This is a genomic window from Corynebacterium sp. NML120713, assembly GCF_001875735.1.
In the GTDB taxonomy this organism is placed as follows: domain Bacteria; phylum Actinomycetota; class Actinomycetes; order Mycobacteriales; family Mycobacteriaceae; genus Corynebacterium; species Corynebacterium pseudogenitalium.
The window spans coordinates 42,271-56,254 of the sequence record NZ_MLCR01000006.1; the positions used below are offsets into that span (position 1 = coordinate 42,271).

A 13,984-nucleotide genomic window follows, 5' to 3' on the forward strand; every position below is an offset into this window, starting at 1 on the left:
CCACGAAAGGAACGTATGTCTTCCCTCCCCTTCGACGTTGTGAAAGGCAACCCCTCCCCCGAGGAGGTCGAGGCGCTGCGCCTTGTCCTGGAGCAACTGCAGCAAGAGGCGCAGGCGGCGAAGCGCGGGCAGCGCAACCTATGGGGCACCACGCCTTCGCCAGTGCATGCGCCGACACTGTTTAACCCACTCGCGTTTTCCCCTTCGACGTACTCCTAAGCCATGCGGATTGTTCTCGCCTCGCAGTCGCCGTCGCGCCGAATGTTGCTCGAACAGGGTGGCGTCGAGCCGGTACTTCGGCCCGCCAACATCGACGAGGACGCGGTCATCACCTCGCTTGCCGACGCCCCTCCGGCACACATCGTCGCCGCCCTCGCCCGCGCTAAGGCTGAGGCCGTCGCCGGCGAGTTCCCGGGCGACGTCGTGGTCGGTTGCGATTCCATGCTGCTCCTGGATGGCCAGCTGTTAGGCAAGCCTCACACCGTTGCAGCCACGATCGAGCGCTGGCGCGCGCAACGCGGCAAGGTCGCAGAGCTGCTCACCGGCCACGCTGTCACCTACAACGGCGAGTGGGTCACGGACACCGTGCGCACCACCATCCGCTTCGGCGAGGCGAGCGACGCCGACATCGTGGCCTACGCCAACTCCGGCCAGCCGCTGGAGTGCGCGGGCGCGTTCACGCTGGAGGCGCTCGGCTCCTGGTTTATTGATTCCATCGATGGCGACCCAACCAGCGTCATTGGCCTGTCCATGCCGCTGCTGAGGCGCTGCCTCTACCATTTCGGACTGGACGCGTCGGAGTTCTGGGTATCCTAGTCGGCATGAAGTTCAACGACATGCTTGCCCCTGACCCGATCCGCCTCCCAGAAGACCCAGCTATCGGCTGCGACCTGCTTGCCGACGCCACTGCCGTCGCACACCCCGACTCCCCCGCCGTGTGGGCCGCCCGCGCCGAGCGCGAGCTGGCGGACGGCGACACGATCGTCGCCTACGCGTACGCCCGCACCGGCTACCACCGCTCGCTCGACCGGCTGCGCGCCAACGGTTGGAAAGGCTGGGGCCCGGTGCCGGCCTCGCATGAGGCGAACGTACCGGTGCTCAAGGCCATCGCGCAGCTCGCCCTGGCCTCCAAGGCGATTGGCGACGACGCCGAGTACGACCGCTGCCGCCAAATGCTGTCCGACGCCGACCCGGACAGCGTCGCTACGCTGCTTTAATCCCAGGGCGGCGTCATGACACGTACGACTAAGCGCGACTAGGCGAACTTCGCCTCGACGCGCTTGATTGCTTCTTGCGCAACGAGCTCCTGGATACCCATGTCGAGCTCGGAGGTGAAGCCGACGCAGGAGCAGTTGATCTCGCCGAGCACGTAGGTGTCCTCGCCGTTCTCGCCGTCGGCCAGCATGAAGTCCGCGGTCCAGATGAGCGGGATGTTGTCGCCACCGAGGTTCTCGGCGATGATCGGGCGTGCCTCAGCGAACATGTCAATGAGCTCCTGCCACGCCTCTGGCTTGTCGTAGGTGTACGTTGCACCCGAGAACAGGGTTGCGGAGAAGTTATCGCCGCCCTCTGCCGGCTTCTTATGCACAACGAAGACCGGGTGCGGGCCGACGAGCAGAATACGGATCTCGCCCTCGACAATGCGAGGCATGAAGCGCATGTCCACCAGCATGCCGTTGTCGCCAACAATGTACTGGTTGCAGAAGGTCATGAACTCGCCGAGCTCACGGGTCTCTGTGTGGTTGTCGACGGCCTCGGTGCAGCGGATCTTGGTGTCCAGCGGCAGCGCGGTGCCCGGCTCGACGGACGCGGCGAGGTCCTCGTCAGCGATGCGGACGCGCCAGATGCCTTCACCTGTGGAGCCACGGTTCTGCTTGAGTACGCGCTCGCCGTAAGACAGGGACGTCGGGAAGGTCTCGTGGAAGGTATCGACGTCGTAGTAGGCGGCGGTGTCAGACGGGACGAGGTCAGTGTCCTTCAGCTTCACCAGGGCGTCCTTCGCCCCGTAGGCCATCATCTCGCCCGGCGTGGACATGCCAACCAGGCCCGCAACCGAAAGGCTGGTGAGCAGCTCGAAGTAGCCCTTCTCGCCGCCGGGGATGTTGCCTGGGTTTACACGCGAGATGTAGCCGTCGAAGTTCTCGGAGACGTAGGTGTAGATCGCGTCTTTCCACTCGGGACGGTAGAAGACGACTTCGGCGTGCCATCCCATTGCCTTGATCGCGTTGACGATCGGCATGGTGTCTTTCCGGTGACCGTCGAAATACTTATCCGAGCCGCCCTCGACCTCGAATACGACGATAGCTTTATGCATGGGGCACCTTTCATGTCATTGTCCCACCGTATTGGCGGAAACGGGTGTCGAAATGTTTCAATTTTTCACTTTATTGTCCAGTCTGAATTTTCCTGCACTCGCCTGGGTAAACGTGCCCAATTTCACACCCCGGTTCACCCCTTCGAATACACCCTGCACACAGGAGTGACACCGAGCACAACAGGATCGTTTTTGCGGGATTTCCCGGCTCTCTATTTCCTTGACATGTAGGGTGAGGAGTATTAAGGAACTTCGCTCTGTGTTATTAGCCAGTGTTATTGGAGGTTAGCCCACCGTGGGTATTGAACTCGATGATCATTCGCAGTTTGCGGACTACGCGCACCCTGAACGATTCGTTTCTGCAGCGTGGTTGTCTGCGCGCCTCGGCGTGCCGGGGCTTCGGGTGATCGAAAGCGATGAGGACGCCTTCCTCTACGACATCGGCCATATCCCCGGCGCGGTGCGCATCGACTGGCACAATGACCTCAACGATCCAGTGCAGCGCGACTTCATCGACGGTGAAGCTTTCGCGGAACTCATGAGCGCCCGTGGCATTGCCCGCGATGACACCGTAGTGATTTACGGCGACCGCTCCAACTGGTGGGCCGCCTACACGGCGTGGGTCTTTGAGATTTTCGGCCACCCGGATGTTCGCATCCTCGACGGTGGCCGCGACGCCTGGATGGGTGAAGAGCGCGACACGTCGTTCGCGGTGCCCGAGTACCCGCGCACCGAGTACCCCGTAGTCGAGCGTCAGGACACGCCACTGCGCACGTTTGCATCACAGCTGCTGGCGGAAACACCCGCCCAGCTTATCGACGTCCGCACGCCCGAGCACTATGCAGGAACAGAAGAGGCCGCACAGGATGGTGGCATCGGCACCCTGCGCCACGGACATATCCCGGGAGCTATCAATATCCCTTGGGGCAACTCCGTGTTCCCGAACGCGCGCCTCAAGGGCAAGGACGACATTGCGCAGGTCTACAAGGATCTCGACCCTGCTGTACCGACTGTGGTCTACTGCCAGCTCGGCGAAAGCGCGGCCCACACCTGGTTCGTACTGAAGCATGTGCTCGGCTTCGAGCAGGTTTCGCTCTACGACGGCTCATGGACGGAGTGGGGAAACATGGTGCGTGTGCCGGTGGAGCGCGGCGAGCGCTAAGAATGAACAGGTTGACGGCCAATCGCACCGGACTTCTAGGCGCATTTCAGGCAGGTGGCGGTGGCGTAGTCGCCGTCGTGGCTGAGCGAGAGTGATACGACCGGTCACGTCAAGCTTGGCGAGGACAGGGTGGACCACTTCCCAGCCCATCCCGTTTGTGTTTGTGGGGCTCAAGAGCCTCCTTCACAGGTCTGCTCTCAGCCCATGGCTGTCTGCTATGGTTTATGAGCATGAAACGTGGTGGGGGGTACTACAGACCAAGGATTAACTTGGGTCAAAGATTTTCTTATCATTATCTTGTTCTTGTTCGCCGGGTTGTTTTACTTAGCGTTAATCTTCAAGGACCCAGTAACACGAGAAGCTGCCCTCGATCTAGGCGCTAAGGTACTGGGCCCCTCAATTCCCGCCGCAGTGGCTTTTTACGGAGTCATGAAAACTCTTGAGAACACACGAAAGCAAGATTTGCTTAAAGAATGGCACTCAAATTTGCGTTGGGCGACGGACCTTTGCGTATCAAAAGAGCCAGAAGTCGTCGCCATCGGTGTCGCTGCCATCGATGCGCTTGATGACGCACCCTTCCTAGGAAATAATGAGAATGACCTCGTCGATTCATTAATCAAGCAAATAACCAGGAGTTGGGACTCCGAGAGCAGGTGACATAAATGGAAAAGCGCCGTACCCCTAATCAAGAGTTTTACGTCCCAAAGACCAACGTTCCCCCGAACGCGGGTCAGATCGCCGCGGCCAAGCTCATCATGAAGCGCCACCGCGAGGGCAAAGGACGTGTGGAGATCACACCGAAGATCCGTTACCTCGCGAACTACGGAGACTCATTCTGAGCCTCTCCTGCTCTCCAACCCATTGCCAGGTTGGCTGCCAGGAATCACTTTCCCCCGTGTCTGCACTCAGCAGCTACGCGCACGATGGGGCGTGAATTTTCCGGTGTCGTTGAGGAGGTCGGCCCGACCGCAACCGGGATCAACGTCGGTGACCATGTCACTGTTCAGCCTTTCATGGTTGACGTCACCTGCCCATCCTGCAAGCGCGGCCACTACCACCTGTACGACCAGATGGGGTTCATCGGGATTTCCGGCCGGGGCGGCGCTCATAAAACCACTTTCGGTAGCACACCACGGCATCACTTATGCTGGCTGGGTACGCCGATGTCAACCGCAAAGGCGAATGAGCGCTCGTCGGCGGCGCTGGCCACGTTGTCAACCCGCTCGAGGAGGACCGGTTGCCGAATTCACTCAAGGCGAATTAGAAGCCGTATCTTTCGACGCAGCAGGCGTCCTCCAGATACTTCACGACCTCATTCATGCGACACAACCCGCAGGCCGGGTGGAAGTCTTGGCCCTCCGCCTACACCCCCTATTCCATCGATGTGATGTGCGATCTCACGCTGAAGGAACATGTCATAGGGTCTTCCATCGGCTACTGCAACGACCACCCCAAGGTGATCAAGCTGGTTCAGGATGGGAAAATCAATCTCGTCTTGCGCCGTTAATCACGTCCACAATCAAGGCGGAGATCAATGTCGAAGACGGGCTCAACGCGCTACGGAACCCGCGAGAAGTCAAAATCCTGTTTTCGATGAACTAGCGCTTGGCTACGGGCCTCTACTTCCCCGCAGGCTGGTGGGCCAGCATGAATTCGACGACCGCCTGGACCGCCGAGCGGTCGTCGTCGCCGTAGATGTACGCGCGGCCGAGCAGGTCGTGGAACTCGGACTCGATCTCGCCACTCGCTTGAGCGTCGTGCGGTACAACCAGCACAGCGTCTTCGGGAAGTAGGGCGTTGGCTGCCAAAATCGCGGTACGCTTGTTGCCGTCCTCGAAGGGCTGCGCCTTAGCCAGGCGAACAAATAGCAACGCTGCTCGCGCAAGCATTGAGTCGGGTGCAAAGGGCTCAGTCTCGTCTTCTTCTACGAGTGCTCGCAACTTTTCCATCGTGAGCGCCGGAGGCATGTGGTCGCCCTGGGCGGTACGCACGCCGATACGCTGCTCTTCCCGGCGCAGTTGCCCCGGGTGAAGCGCTGCAGAGCGGGTCATCGCGGCGTTGAGTGCGCACACAAGCTCGGCGGTCACCGGCTGCCGATCGTGTTTCGCGCGCAGCGCAATTTTTGCAACGTCCTGCAGGTCTTGGAGCAGCTGCAAGTCAGCCCGCGAGGCGATTCCGGCGGTGCTACCGTTGGCCAAAAATGCCTCAGTAGCAAGCCGCCCGGTACGGAGGTTGTCGAAAACCTTGCCCGCCGAATAGATAACTGAGACAAACGCGTCCGTCCGTAACATGCTTCGAAGTGTAGTGCTTCGGTGCCACGTGGCGTCGTGAAGCAAGCACTTGGACGAGCACCCCGCGTGTTCCGGCGCCAAGCGCGAACACCCTGGCACGCAATAAGCGCTGGCTCGTCGACAAGCACAAACTGATAGCCTGTGACAAATGCTTTCCGGCGCCGACCCGGGCAGCGTCGCCACACTCCCCTAGCCTCAGGACGAAACCATGACACACATGCTTTTCAGCCGCGCATCAGCTGCCACTCTCGCGGTATTGGCACCACTGACCTTCACCGCCTGCAGCTCCGAGACGGACACACCACCCGTCATCACCATCACACAGACCACCGTGGTGGAAGAGCCCTCCTCTTCAGACAGCCCTGACGCCGCCACACCGCCCGCCAAGCAACCAGTGCAGCAGAACAATGCGGATACGTGTGCCCAGCTACCCAACGACCCACGCGCGGCATACCCTTCCAACTCGACCCCCGGACGCATGCCTGCTGACGATGGCAGCGACTTCAACTACTGGATCGAGGACATCGACAATGCCTACGACCCATGTAAGCGTCTGAGCTGGATCATCTTCCGCGGCTCACTCGGGGACAAGGAGCGCCCAGCAGGCACCGGCGCCTCCATTACCGACGGAGTAGCGTTCTACGTCGACGGCAAACCGGTCAAAGAGATGAAGGCTTTCGGCCACATCGACAACATCGAGCCGCTCGGGGACGGCGGAGCCATCTTCGCGTGGTCGGAGCGCGGCAATTACACGGCCGAAGGCTTCGTCAACCACTACTCTGCCGAGCTCCGCGCCACCGACGGGGGCATCACAGCGGTCTCGGGGGACACCGAGAAGTTCCACGAACACTGGGACTATCCCGTCAGCTACCTGTTGGGCACGTATGATTAAGCGCGCCCCCGCGACGCGTTTCATACACCCCCGTTTTGAGAATCGCTGGGACCTACCGGCAAGTTGTAACATAGGGTGGCAAAATCCGATATATTTCGGCAAAGCTCAGACTCTTTGAGAAAGACGGGATTTTTTGTGCCTATTCACAATCAGCAAGTGACCAAGGTGTTGGTTGCAAACCGCGGCGAGATCGCGGTGCGCATCATTCGTGCTGCCCAGGATGAAGGCATCGCGTCCGTTGCGGTGTACGCAGACGGTGACGCGGCGGCACCATACGTCTCCCTTGCCGATGAAGCGTTCGCCCTCGGCGGGGAAACCGCCGCGGGAACGTACCTTGACATGGAGAAGCTGCTCAAGGTTGCGGCTGATTCGGGTGCGGACGCCGTCCACCCGGGCTACGGTTTCCTCGCGGAGAATGCTGAGTTCGCACAGAAAGTTATCGACGCCGGCCTCACCTGGATTGGCCCCTCCCCAGAAGCAATCGCGACACTGGGAGATAAGGTCGCTGCCCGCGCCATCGCCGAAGCTGTCGACGCCCCGATGGCCCCCGGTACGAAGCATCCAGTCGCAGACGAACAGGAAGTCCTTGCGTTTGCAGATGAGCATGGGCTACCAATTGCAATCAAGGCCGCGTTCGGTGGTGGCGGGCGCGGCATGAAGGTCGCGCACACGCGGGAGGAGATCCCGGAGCTGTTCGAGTCCGCAACCCGTGAGGCCACCGCGGCCTTCGGTCGCGGCGAGTGCTTCGTGGAACGCTACTTGGATACGGCCCGCCACGTTGAGGCCCAAGTGCTGGCGGATCAGCACGGCAACGTCGTGGTCGTCGGCACTCGCGATTGCTCACTGCAGCGCCGCTTCCAGAAGCTCATCGAGGAAGCCCCGGCACCGTTCCTCACCGATGAGCAGCGGGAGCGGATCCACCGCTCTGCCGAGGCGATCTGCAAGGAGGCCGGGTACTACGGCGCCGGTACCGTAGAGTACCTGGTTGGCGCCGACGGCCTGGTGTCTTTCTTGGAAGTCAACACGCGCCTCCAGGTAGAGCACCCCGTCACTGAGCTGACCACGGATCTCGACCTTGTGCGAGAGCAGTTCCGCATCGCCCGCGGCGAGAAGCTCAGCATCACGGAAACCCCCACCCCACGCGGGCACGCATTCGAGTTCCGCATCAACGGCGAGGACCCAACAACGAACTTCATGCCGTCTCCCGGCCCGATCAACGCGTACCGTGAGCCAACCGGCCCCGGCGTCCGCGTAGATTCCGGCGTGCGCGAGGGCTCGTCGATTAGTGGCCAGTTCGACTCAATGTTGGCCAAGCTCATCGTGTACGGCGCAACCCGCCAAGAAGCGCTGCGCCGCGCGCGCCGCGCCCTTGCGGAATACGTCGTCGAGGGCATCCCGACTGTTATCCCGTTCCACCGCGCCATGGTAGAGCACGACGCCTTTGTCGGCGACGGCTCCTCCTTCGATGTCTACACGCGCTGGATCGAAGAGGCGTGGGACGGCGAGATGCCTGCTGCTCCAACCGAAGACGACGCTGTTGAGGGCGAAGTGGGCGTCGAGAAGCAGGTGTTTGCTGTTGAGGTGGATGGGCGACGCATCGAGGTCGCGCTGCCTACCGCGCTTGTGCCTGGTGCCGGCCCTGCCCGTAAGCCAAAGAAGCGCCGCGCATCCGCTGCGAAAGCTGCTGTGTCCGGCGACGCCGTCACTGCCCCGATGCAAGGCACGCTGCTCAAGCTCAACGTCGCCGAGGGCGACACGGTTGCCGAGGGCGACGTCCTCGTGGTCCTCGAGGCCATGAAGATGGAGAACCCGGTCAAGGCACACAAGGACGGCGTAGTGACGGGCCTGGCCGTCGAGCAGGGCGCACAGGTGTCCAAGGGCACAACCATCATGGAGCTGAAGTAGCCATGAGCTTCCGCTTCCGCCGGGCTACTGAGTCCGACCGCACCTACCTCGAACGCATTTACTTCCTCGCCGAGGCCCACGGCGACGAGTCGAGCGAACTGTTCGCCGACTACCCCACCTACGCCGCGGGCTACATCGGCGACTGGGACCCGGAGCGCGACGGCGGCGTCATCGTCTACGACGCCCTCGGCGTGCCAGCTGGAGCGATCTGGCTGCGGTTCTGGGAGGACGACTCCGCCGTCGGGTGGGCGAACCTCGGGTCGGATATCCCTGAGTTCGCCATCGCGATCGAGTCGCGCGCGCAGGGCAAGGGCCTGTCGCGCACGATGATTGAGCAGGCCTGCGAGCTCGCGCGCGACAAGGGCGCCCGGCAGCTCGCACTATCTGTCGACGCCGACAACCCCAAAGCCCGCCACGTCTACGAAAAGTTTGGCTTCCGGGACGTCACCGACGCCCCGCACCCCGGCACCATGGTTATTGACCTCTAGCTGCCGCGATCGAGCGCCAGGACTCCACGATGGAGACGATATCTGGCGCGGCGGCCACCACCACCCCTAACGCGATGGCCAACACCACGGGAAGCACGCCGCGCGCCGCGGAGCCCTCCTCGGAGGACAGCGATTCCAGTCGCTTTCCTAGCTGAGCGCCCGCGTTCGCGGCGGTTTCTACTGGGCGCTGCGCGGTATGTGTGACGGGGCCGTCGATACGAAACCTGCGCTTGAGCACACTGATTTCCTCATCGACGCTGTAATCCCTGCCGTCTTCCGGGTGTACCGCCCGCGCGAGGCTCCGCGAGCCGGAGGAGGACGAGATCTTGCTGATGCCCGAGTACGGCCCGATCATGCCCTTGCCTTCGACCCACACGGGTGCGCCTGAGTCGCCCGGCTGGCCATCCGGCAGCGTTGCAAACACGGTGTTGCCGAGGCGAGCGGCAAACGTGCCGCAACGCTTCGACTTGGACACCCCGCCGTACGTGCACACGCGATCCTTCGAGGTCAACTCCGTGCCCGGAGGAATAAGCGTGTCCCCGCTCAGCCAGTTCGGGCCGAGTGCCACCCCGTCGTCCCACAGCACCATCGCCCAGTCGTTGGCGGTGTAGCCTTCCTCATCGCGGTACAGAGGCGAAGGGAGAAATGTTCCGGTGAGCACTTCGGCACCGTTGACGGTGACCCGGTCCCCGTTGTGCCCGCAGTGGGCGCTGGTGTAGCTCACGCCCTGGTCTGGATCGTTCATCGCGACGGTGCACTTCGTGTTGCCGCCAACCACGATCAGACCCGCCTGCTGCACTACCGGCGCTGCCACCGCGGCACCGTGCGAAACGCCGAGGGCCAACGCCACGGTGATCGCCCCGATGCCACGTGTCATTCCTCCTCGCATAGGCCACAGGGTACCGCACTGCCCGAACTGCGCCTATGTGCAGCTACCTGTGCAGCCCGCGTTACAGTAGGCACCATGACACAAAACAAGTCGTTTACCCTGCGCCAGGCCACAGAGTCTGACCGCATGTATCTGCAGCGCTTGAACTTTCTCGCGGACGTGTTCGGGGATGAGACCGCGCCCGTCGGCCACGAGGAACGCCTCGGTGTCACCGACTACGTGGACCACTGGGACCCGGAGCGCGACGGCGGGATCATCGCCTGCGACGAATTCCGCACCCCCGCCGGTGGCGTGTGGCTGCGCTACTGGGATACCCCGGACGCAGGCCACGCCAACCTTGGGCCCGACGTACCAGAGCTCGCCATCGCTGTGGAGCGCCGCTTCGCGGGCCACCGACTGGGTGCGAAGCTGCTGCGCGCGGTGATTGAGCTCGCAGCGCAACAAGGCGCGCCCCGCGTCGCTCTCTGGGTTGATCCAGACAACGAGCGTGCGCGCCACCGTTACGAGCAGTTCGGATTCACCGCAGTCGCCGACGTTGCCAATGTCATGGTGTTTGACTGCAACGTCGGCTAACTGCGGCGAGGATCCCTTTAGGAGATCACGACGACCAGGTCGCCGCCCTCCACCTTGGTTGGCTGCGTGAAGGCGACCCGCTCGATGGTGCCGTCCTTCGTCGCGGAGATCGCAGCCTCCATCTTCATCGCCTCAATCGAAGCGACCTGGTCGCCCGCCTTGACCTCATCGCCAGGCTTGACGGTCACGTTCACCACACCAGCAAACGGCGCCGCGACATGGCCCTCCTGCGACGGATCTGCCTTCTCCACCTCGGCGACCGTGGACTCGGCGTTCTCGTCCCTGACCTGCATCGGGCGGATCTGGCCGTTGACAGTCAGGATGACCTGGCGCATACCCTTCGCATCGGGCTCGCCGACAGCGTCAAGGTTCACCACGAGTGGCGGCAGGTGTTCCTCGCGCTCGCCATACCAAATCATTGTCTCTTCGCCCTCAACGAGGCCGTAGAAGAAGGTGCGGTCGGACAGGTGGTCCGTGATGCCATAGGTGCGGCGGTGCTCCAGGAACTCCTTGTACTGCTTCGGGAACAGCAGCTGATCCAGCGCGGCACGGCGAGTCACGTGATCCTCGGTGGCAAGATCGCCCGCGAGCTCCTCTGGCACCTCCACCGTGTGGTCGACTGCTTGGCGGTCCTCGAGCGCCTTGTCACGCAGTTCCGGCCAGCCGCCCGGAGGGGTCCCCAGCTCACCCTGCAGGAAGCCGATGACGGACTCGGGGATGTCGTACTTGCGTGGGTTCTCCGCGAAGTCCTTCGGGTCAACGCCCGCACCCACCAGGTGCAGCGCGAGGTCACCGACAACCTTCGAGGACGGCGTGACCTTCGTCGGGCGGCCGAGGATCTCGTTGACCGCGGCGTAGTAGTCCTCGACGAGCTCGAAGCGGTTGCCCAGGCCGAGCGCCTTCGCCTGCGTGCGCAGGTTGGAGAGCTGGCCACCTGGGATTTCGTGCTTGTACACGCGGCCGGTCGGGCCAGGGATACCGGACTCGAACGGTGCGTACACCTGACGCACGGCCTCCCAGTACGGCTCAAGGTCGCTGACCGCCTGCAGGTCGATGCCGGTGTCGCGCTCGGTGTTCGCGAACGCCGCAACGAGTGCGGACAGCGACGGCTGCGAGGTGGTACCCGCCAGCGGTGCCGACGCCACGTCCACGATGTCCGCGCCAGCATTCGCGGCTGCCAGGTAGGTCGCCAGCTGGCCGCCAGCGGTGTCGTGGGTGTGCACGTGCACTGGCAGGTCGAAGCGCTCGCGTAGCGCCTTGACCAGTTTCGCTGCGGCACCCGGACGCATCAGGCCCGCCATGTCCTTGATCGCAAGGACGTGAGCGCCGGCGTCGACAATCTCTTCGGCCAGACGCAGGTAGTAGTCCAGCGTGTAGATGTCCTCAGCAGGATCAAGCAGGTTGCCGGAGTACGCCATCGCAACCTCGGCGACGGTGGTGTTCGTCTCCAGGACGGCCTCGATGGCGGGACGCATCTGGGAGACGTCGTTGAGAGCATCGAAGATGCGGAAAATATCAATGCCTGACGACGCCGCTTCGTTCACGAACGCCTTCGTCACCGAATCCGGGTACGGGGTGTAGCCCACCGTGTTGCGGCCGCGCAGCAGCATCTGGATATTCACGTTCGGGATGGCCTCACGCAGGGCGTCGAGACGCATCCACGGGGACTCGTGCAGGAAGCGCATGCCGACGTCGTAGGTGGCACCGCCCCACGCCTCTACCGAGGCGAGCTGCGGCGTCATGTGGCCGACGTGCTTCGCCGCAGCCACCAGCGTGTTCGTGCGGATGCGCGTTGCCAGCAGCGACTGGTGCGCGTCGCGGAACGTCGTCTCGGTCACGCCGAGCGCCGTCTGGTTGCGGATCTTCTCCGCCCACTTCGTCGGGCCGAGCTCCAGCAGATCGTCGCGAGAGCCGCGTGGCAGATCGCCGTAGTTGAGCTCCGGCAGCTTCTTCGAAGGACGAATCGAGGTCGGGCGCGGGCCGTTCGGCTTATTGACGGTCACGTTCGCCAGGTAGTCGAGAATCTTGCCCGCATCGTCCGCAGCGGCAGGCGCCTCAAGCAGGTGCGGGTGATCGTTAATGAAGCCGGTGTTGATGCGCTTGTAGCGGAAGTCTTCCTCCGACAGTAGTGCGCGCAGGAAACCAATATTGGTGGAGACACCGGTGACGGTGAACTCGTTGAGCGCGCGCAGCGCACGGTCGACCGCGACCTGGAAGTTACGGCCACGGCACGTCATCTTCACCAGCAGCGAGTCGAAGTTCGGGGTGATCTCGGTACCAACGTTTGCGGAGCCGTCGAGACGCACACCCGCGCCGCCCGGGGAGCTGTAGCCGGTAATCACACCGGAGTCCGGGCGGAACCCGTTGTTCGGGTCCTCAGTGGTGATGCGGCACTGCAGCGCAGCACCGTTCATCTCGATGAGGTCCTGGGTCAGGTGCACGTCCTCGAGCTTCGCGCCCGCGGCGATGTACATCTGATTCTTCACGATGTCCACGCCAGTGATTTCCTCGGTGACGGTGTGCTCCACCTGGACACGTGGGTTCATCTCAATGAAGACGTGGTTACCCTGCTCGTCAACGAGGAACTCGACGGTACCGGCACCCTCGTAGTTGATTTCCTTACAGAAGTTCACCGCGTCCTGGCAAATGCGCTCACGCTGTTCCTGCGTGATGTGCTGCGCCGGAGCGATCTCGACGACCTTCTGGTGGCGGCGCTGCAGGGAGCAGTCGCGCTCAAACAGGTGGACCACGTTGCCGTGGGAGTCCGCCATGATCTGCACCTCAATGTGCTGCGGGCGGATGACCGCGCGCTCGAGGTAGACGTTGCCGTCGCCAAACGCGGCCTCCGCTTCGCGGGACGCCTCCGCCGCGAGGTGCTCAACGTCTTCGATCTTCTCGACGAAGCGCATACCGCGCCCGCCACCACCAGCGACCGCCTTGACGAAGATCGGGAAGGTGAAGTCCTTCGCCAATTCGGCGAGGTGAGCAGGGTCCGTCGATGGCTCTGAGTCCTTCAACGTCGGCAGCCCGGCGCGCTCAGCTGCGTGCACTGCGGCTGCCTTGTCGCCGGTCAGCTCGAGCGTCTCCGGGCTAGGGCCGATGAATTTAATGCCGTTGTCTCGGCAGGCGCGCGCAAGCTCCGCGCGCTCCGAGAGGAACCCGTAGCCTGGGTAAATTGCATCGGCGCCGGTTGCTTTCGCTGCCCGGATAATTTCGGCGATGTCGAGGTACGCCTTGACCGGCTGGCCCTCGACGCCAATCTGGACGGCTTCGTCGGCGAACGGCCGGTGGTAGGACTTACGGTCCTCGCGTGGGTAGACCGCGACGGTCTTTGCACCCGTTTCGAATGCTGCTCGGAAAGCACGCACCGCGATTTCGCCGCGGTTTGCTACCAAGATCTTATTGAATGACGGAAGGTCATTCAGGGGGAGCTGCTCCATCGATGCAATCCTTTCATACTGTGACATGGG

16 protein-coding genes are annotated in these 13,984 nt (G+C 62.7%); 12 read left to right on the plus strand and 4 right to left on the minus strand.

Translation table 11 applies throughout. From position 1 onward, the window contains the following. Positions 1 to 15: 15 nt before the first annotated feature. Genes BJP06_RS02570 through BJP06_RS02580 form a run of 3 tightly spaced genes read left to right on the plus strand, consistent with a single transcriptional unit; the run spans position 16 to position 1,217 of the window. Positions 16 to 219, plus strand: a complete 204-nt coding sequence (locus BJP06_RS02570; RefSeq protein WP_071572709.1) for an acyl-CoA carboxylase subunit epsilon — start codon at positions 16 to 18, stop codon at positions 217 to 219. A 3-nt stretch (positions 220 to 222) separates the two neighbouring features. Continuing rightward, entirely contained in the window at positions 223 to 816 is a 594-nt protein-coding gene (locus BJP06_RS02575; protein WP_071572710.1) for a nucleoside triphosphate pyrophosphatase, read from the plus strand. 5 nt (positions 817 to 821) lie between these two features. After that, positions 822 to 1,217: a DUF3151 domain-containing protein gene (locus tag BJP06_RS02580; RefSeq protein WP_071572711.1), complete on the plus strand. Its 396-nt coding sequence runs from the start codon at positions 822 to 824 to the stop codon at positions 1,215 to 1,217. A gap of 38 nt (positions 1,218 to 1,255) precedes the next feature. On the opposite strand, the gene BJP06_RS02585 is transcribed toward BJP06_RS02580, so the two are convergent. Then, a complete protein-coding gene (locus BJP06_RS02585; protein WP_071572712.1) occupies positions 1,256 to 2,314 on the minus strand; it encodes a Cj0069 family protein in 1,059 nt (352 codons plus the stop codon). 295 nt (positions 2,315 to 2,609) lie between these two features. Between BJP06_RS02585 and BJP06_RS02590 the strand changes: the two genes are divergently transcribed. The 5 genes from BJP06_RS02590 (at position 2,610) to BJP06_RS12015 (ending at position 4,983) form a co-directional block, all read left to right on the plus strand. Continuing rightward, positions 2,610 to 3,476 (plus strand): sulfurtransferase, encoded by an 867-nt coding sequence (locus tag BJP06_RS02590; RefSeq protein ID WP_071572713.1) that lies wholly within the window; start codon positions 2,610 to 2,612, stop codon positions 3,474 to 3,476. Positions 3,477 to 3,905: 429 nt separating this feature from the next. After that, the gene (locus tag BJP06_RS11800) at positions 3,906 to 4,133 is read left to right on the plus strand and encodes a hypothetical protein (protein WP_143110520.1); all 228 of its coding nucleotides are present in this window, start codon (positions 3,906 to 3,908) and stop codon (positions 4,131 to 4,133) included. Positions 4,134 to 4,138: 5 nt separating this feature from the next. Further along, the gene (locus BJP06_RS12010) at positions 4,139 to 4,315 is read left to right on the plus strand and encodes a hypothetical protein (protein WP_177224251.1); all 177 of its coding nucleotides are present in this window, start codon (positions 4,139 to 4,141) and stop codon (positions 4,313 to 4,315) included. A gap of 30 nt (positions 4,316 to 4,345) precedes the next feature. Beyond that, positions 4,346 to 4,864, plus strand: coding sequence for an alcohol dehydrogenase catalytic domain-containing protein (locus BJP06_RS12405; protein WP_369822180.1), 519 nt, complete (start codon positions 4,346 to 4,348; stop codon positions 4,862 to 4,864). Further along, positions 4,795 to 4,983 carry a hypothetical protein gene (locus tag BJP06_RS12015; protein WP_177224250.1) on the plus strand — a complete coding sequence of 63 codons (189 nt, stop codon included), beginning with the start codon at positions 4,795 to 4,797 and terminating at the stop codon, positions 4,981 to 4,983. The genes BJP06_RS12405 and BJP06_RS12015 overlap by 70 nt, the downstream gene beginning before the upstream one ends. Positions 4,984 to 5,095: 112 nt before the next feature. On the opposite strand, the gene BJP06_RS02605 is transcribed toward BJP06_RS12015, so the two are convergent. Next, positions 5,096 to 5,767 carry a Fic family protein gene (locus BJP06_RS02605; protein WP_071572716.1) on the minus strand — a complete coding sequence of 224 codons (672 nt, stop codon included), beginning with the start codon at positions 5,765 to 5,767 and terminating at the stop codon, positions 5,096 to 5,098. A gap of 217 nt (positions 5,768 to 5,984) precedes the next feature. Here BJP06_RS02605 and BJP06_RS02610 point away from each other — a divergent pair, with 217 nt between their 5' ends. The 3 genes from BJP06_RS02610 to BJP06_RS02620 all read left to right on the plus strand — a co-directional run bounded on the left by BJP06_RS02610 (position 5,985) and on the right by BJP06_RS02620 (position 9,052). Then, a complete protein-coding gene (locus tag BJP06_RS02610) occupies positions 5,985 to 6,659 on the plus strand; it encodes a hypothetical protein (protein WP_255365773.1) in 675 nt (224 codons plus the stop codon). Between the two features lie 135 nt (positions 6,660 to 6,794). Continuing rightward, the gene (locus BJP06_RS02615) at positions 6,795 to 8,564 is read left to right on the plus strand and encodes a biotin carboxylase N-terminal domain-containing protein (protein WP_071572718.1); all 1,770 of its coding nucleotides are present in this window, start codon (positions 6,795 to 6,797) and stop codon (positions 8,562 to 8,564) included. A gap of 2 nt (positions 8,565 to 8,566) precedes the next feature. After that, positions 8,567 to 9,052 (plus strand): GNAT family N-acetyltransferase, encoded by a 486-nt coding sequence (locus BJP06_RS02620; protein ID WP_071572719.1) that lies wholly within the window; start codon positions 8,567 to 8,569, stop codon positions 9,050 to 9,052. Here BJP06_RS02620 and BJP06_RS02625 read toward each other — a convergent pair. Then, entirely contained in the window at positions 9,039 to 9,929 is an 891-nt protein-coding gene (locus BJP06_RS02625) for a hypothetical protein (RefSeq protein ID WP_071572720.1), read from the minus strand. The genes BJP06_RS02620 and BJP06_RS02625 overlap by 14 nt on opposite strands. Before the next feature lie 87 nt (positions 9,930 to 10,016). Here BJP06_RS02625 and BJP06_RS02630 point away from each other — a divergent pair, with 87 nt between their 5' ends. Beyond that, a complete protein-coding gene (locus BJP06_RS02630; protein ID WP_071572721.1) occupies positions 10,017 to 10,514 on the plus strand; it encodes a GNAT family N-acetyltransferase in 498 nt (165 codons plus the stop codon). Between the two features lie 17 nt (positions 10,515 to 10,531). Here the strand turns inward: BJP06_RS02630 and BJP06_RS02635 are convergent, their stop codons facing one another. After that, on the minus strand, positions 10,532 to 13,981 hold the full coding sequence (locus BJP06_RS02635) for a pyruvate carboxylase (protein ID WP_255365774.1): 3,450 nt from the start codon (positions 13,979 to 13,981) through the stop codon (positions 10,532 to 10,534). Positions 13,982 to 13,984: the final 3 nt, after the last annotated feature.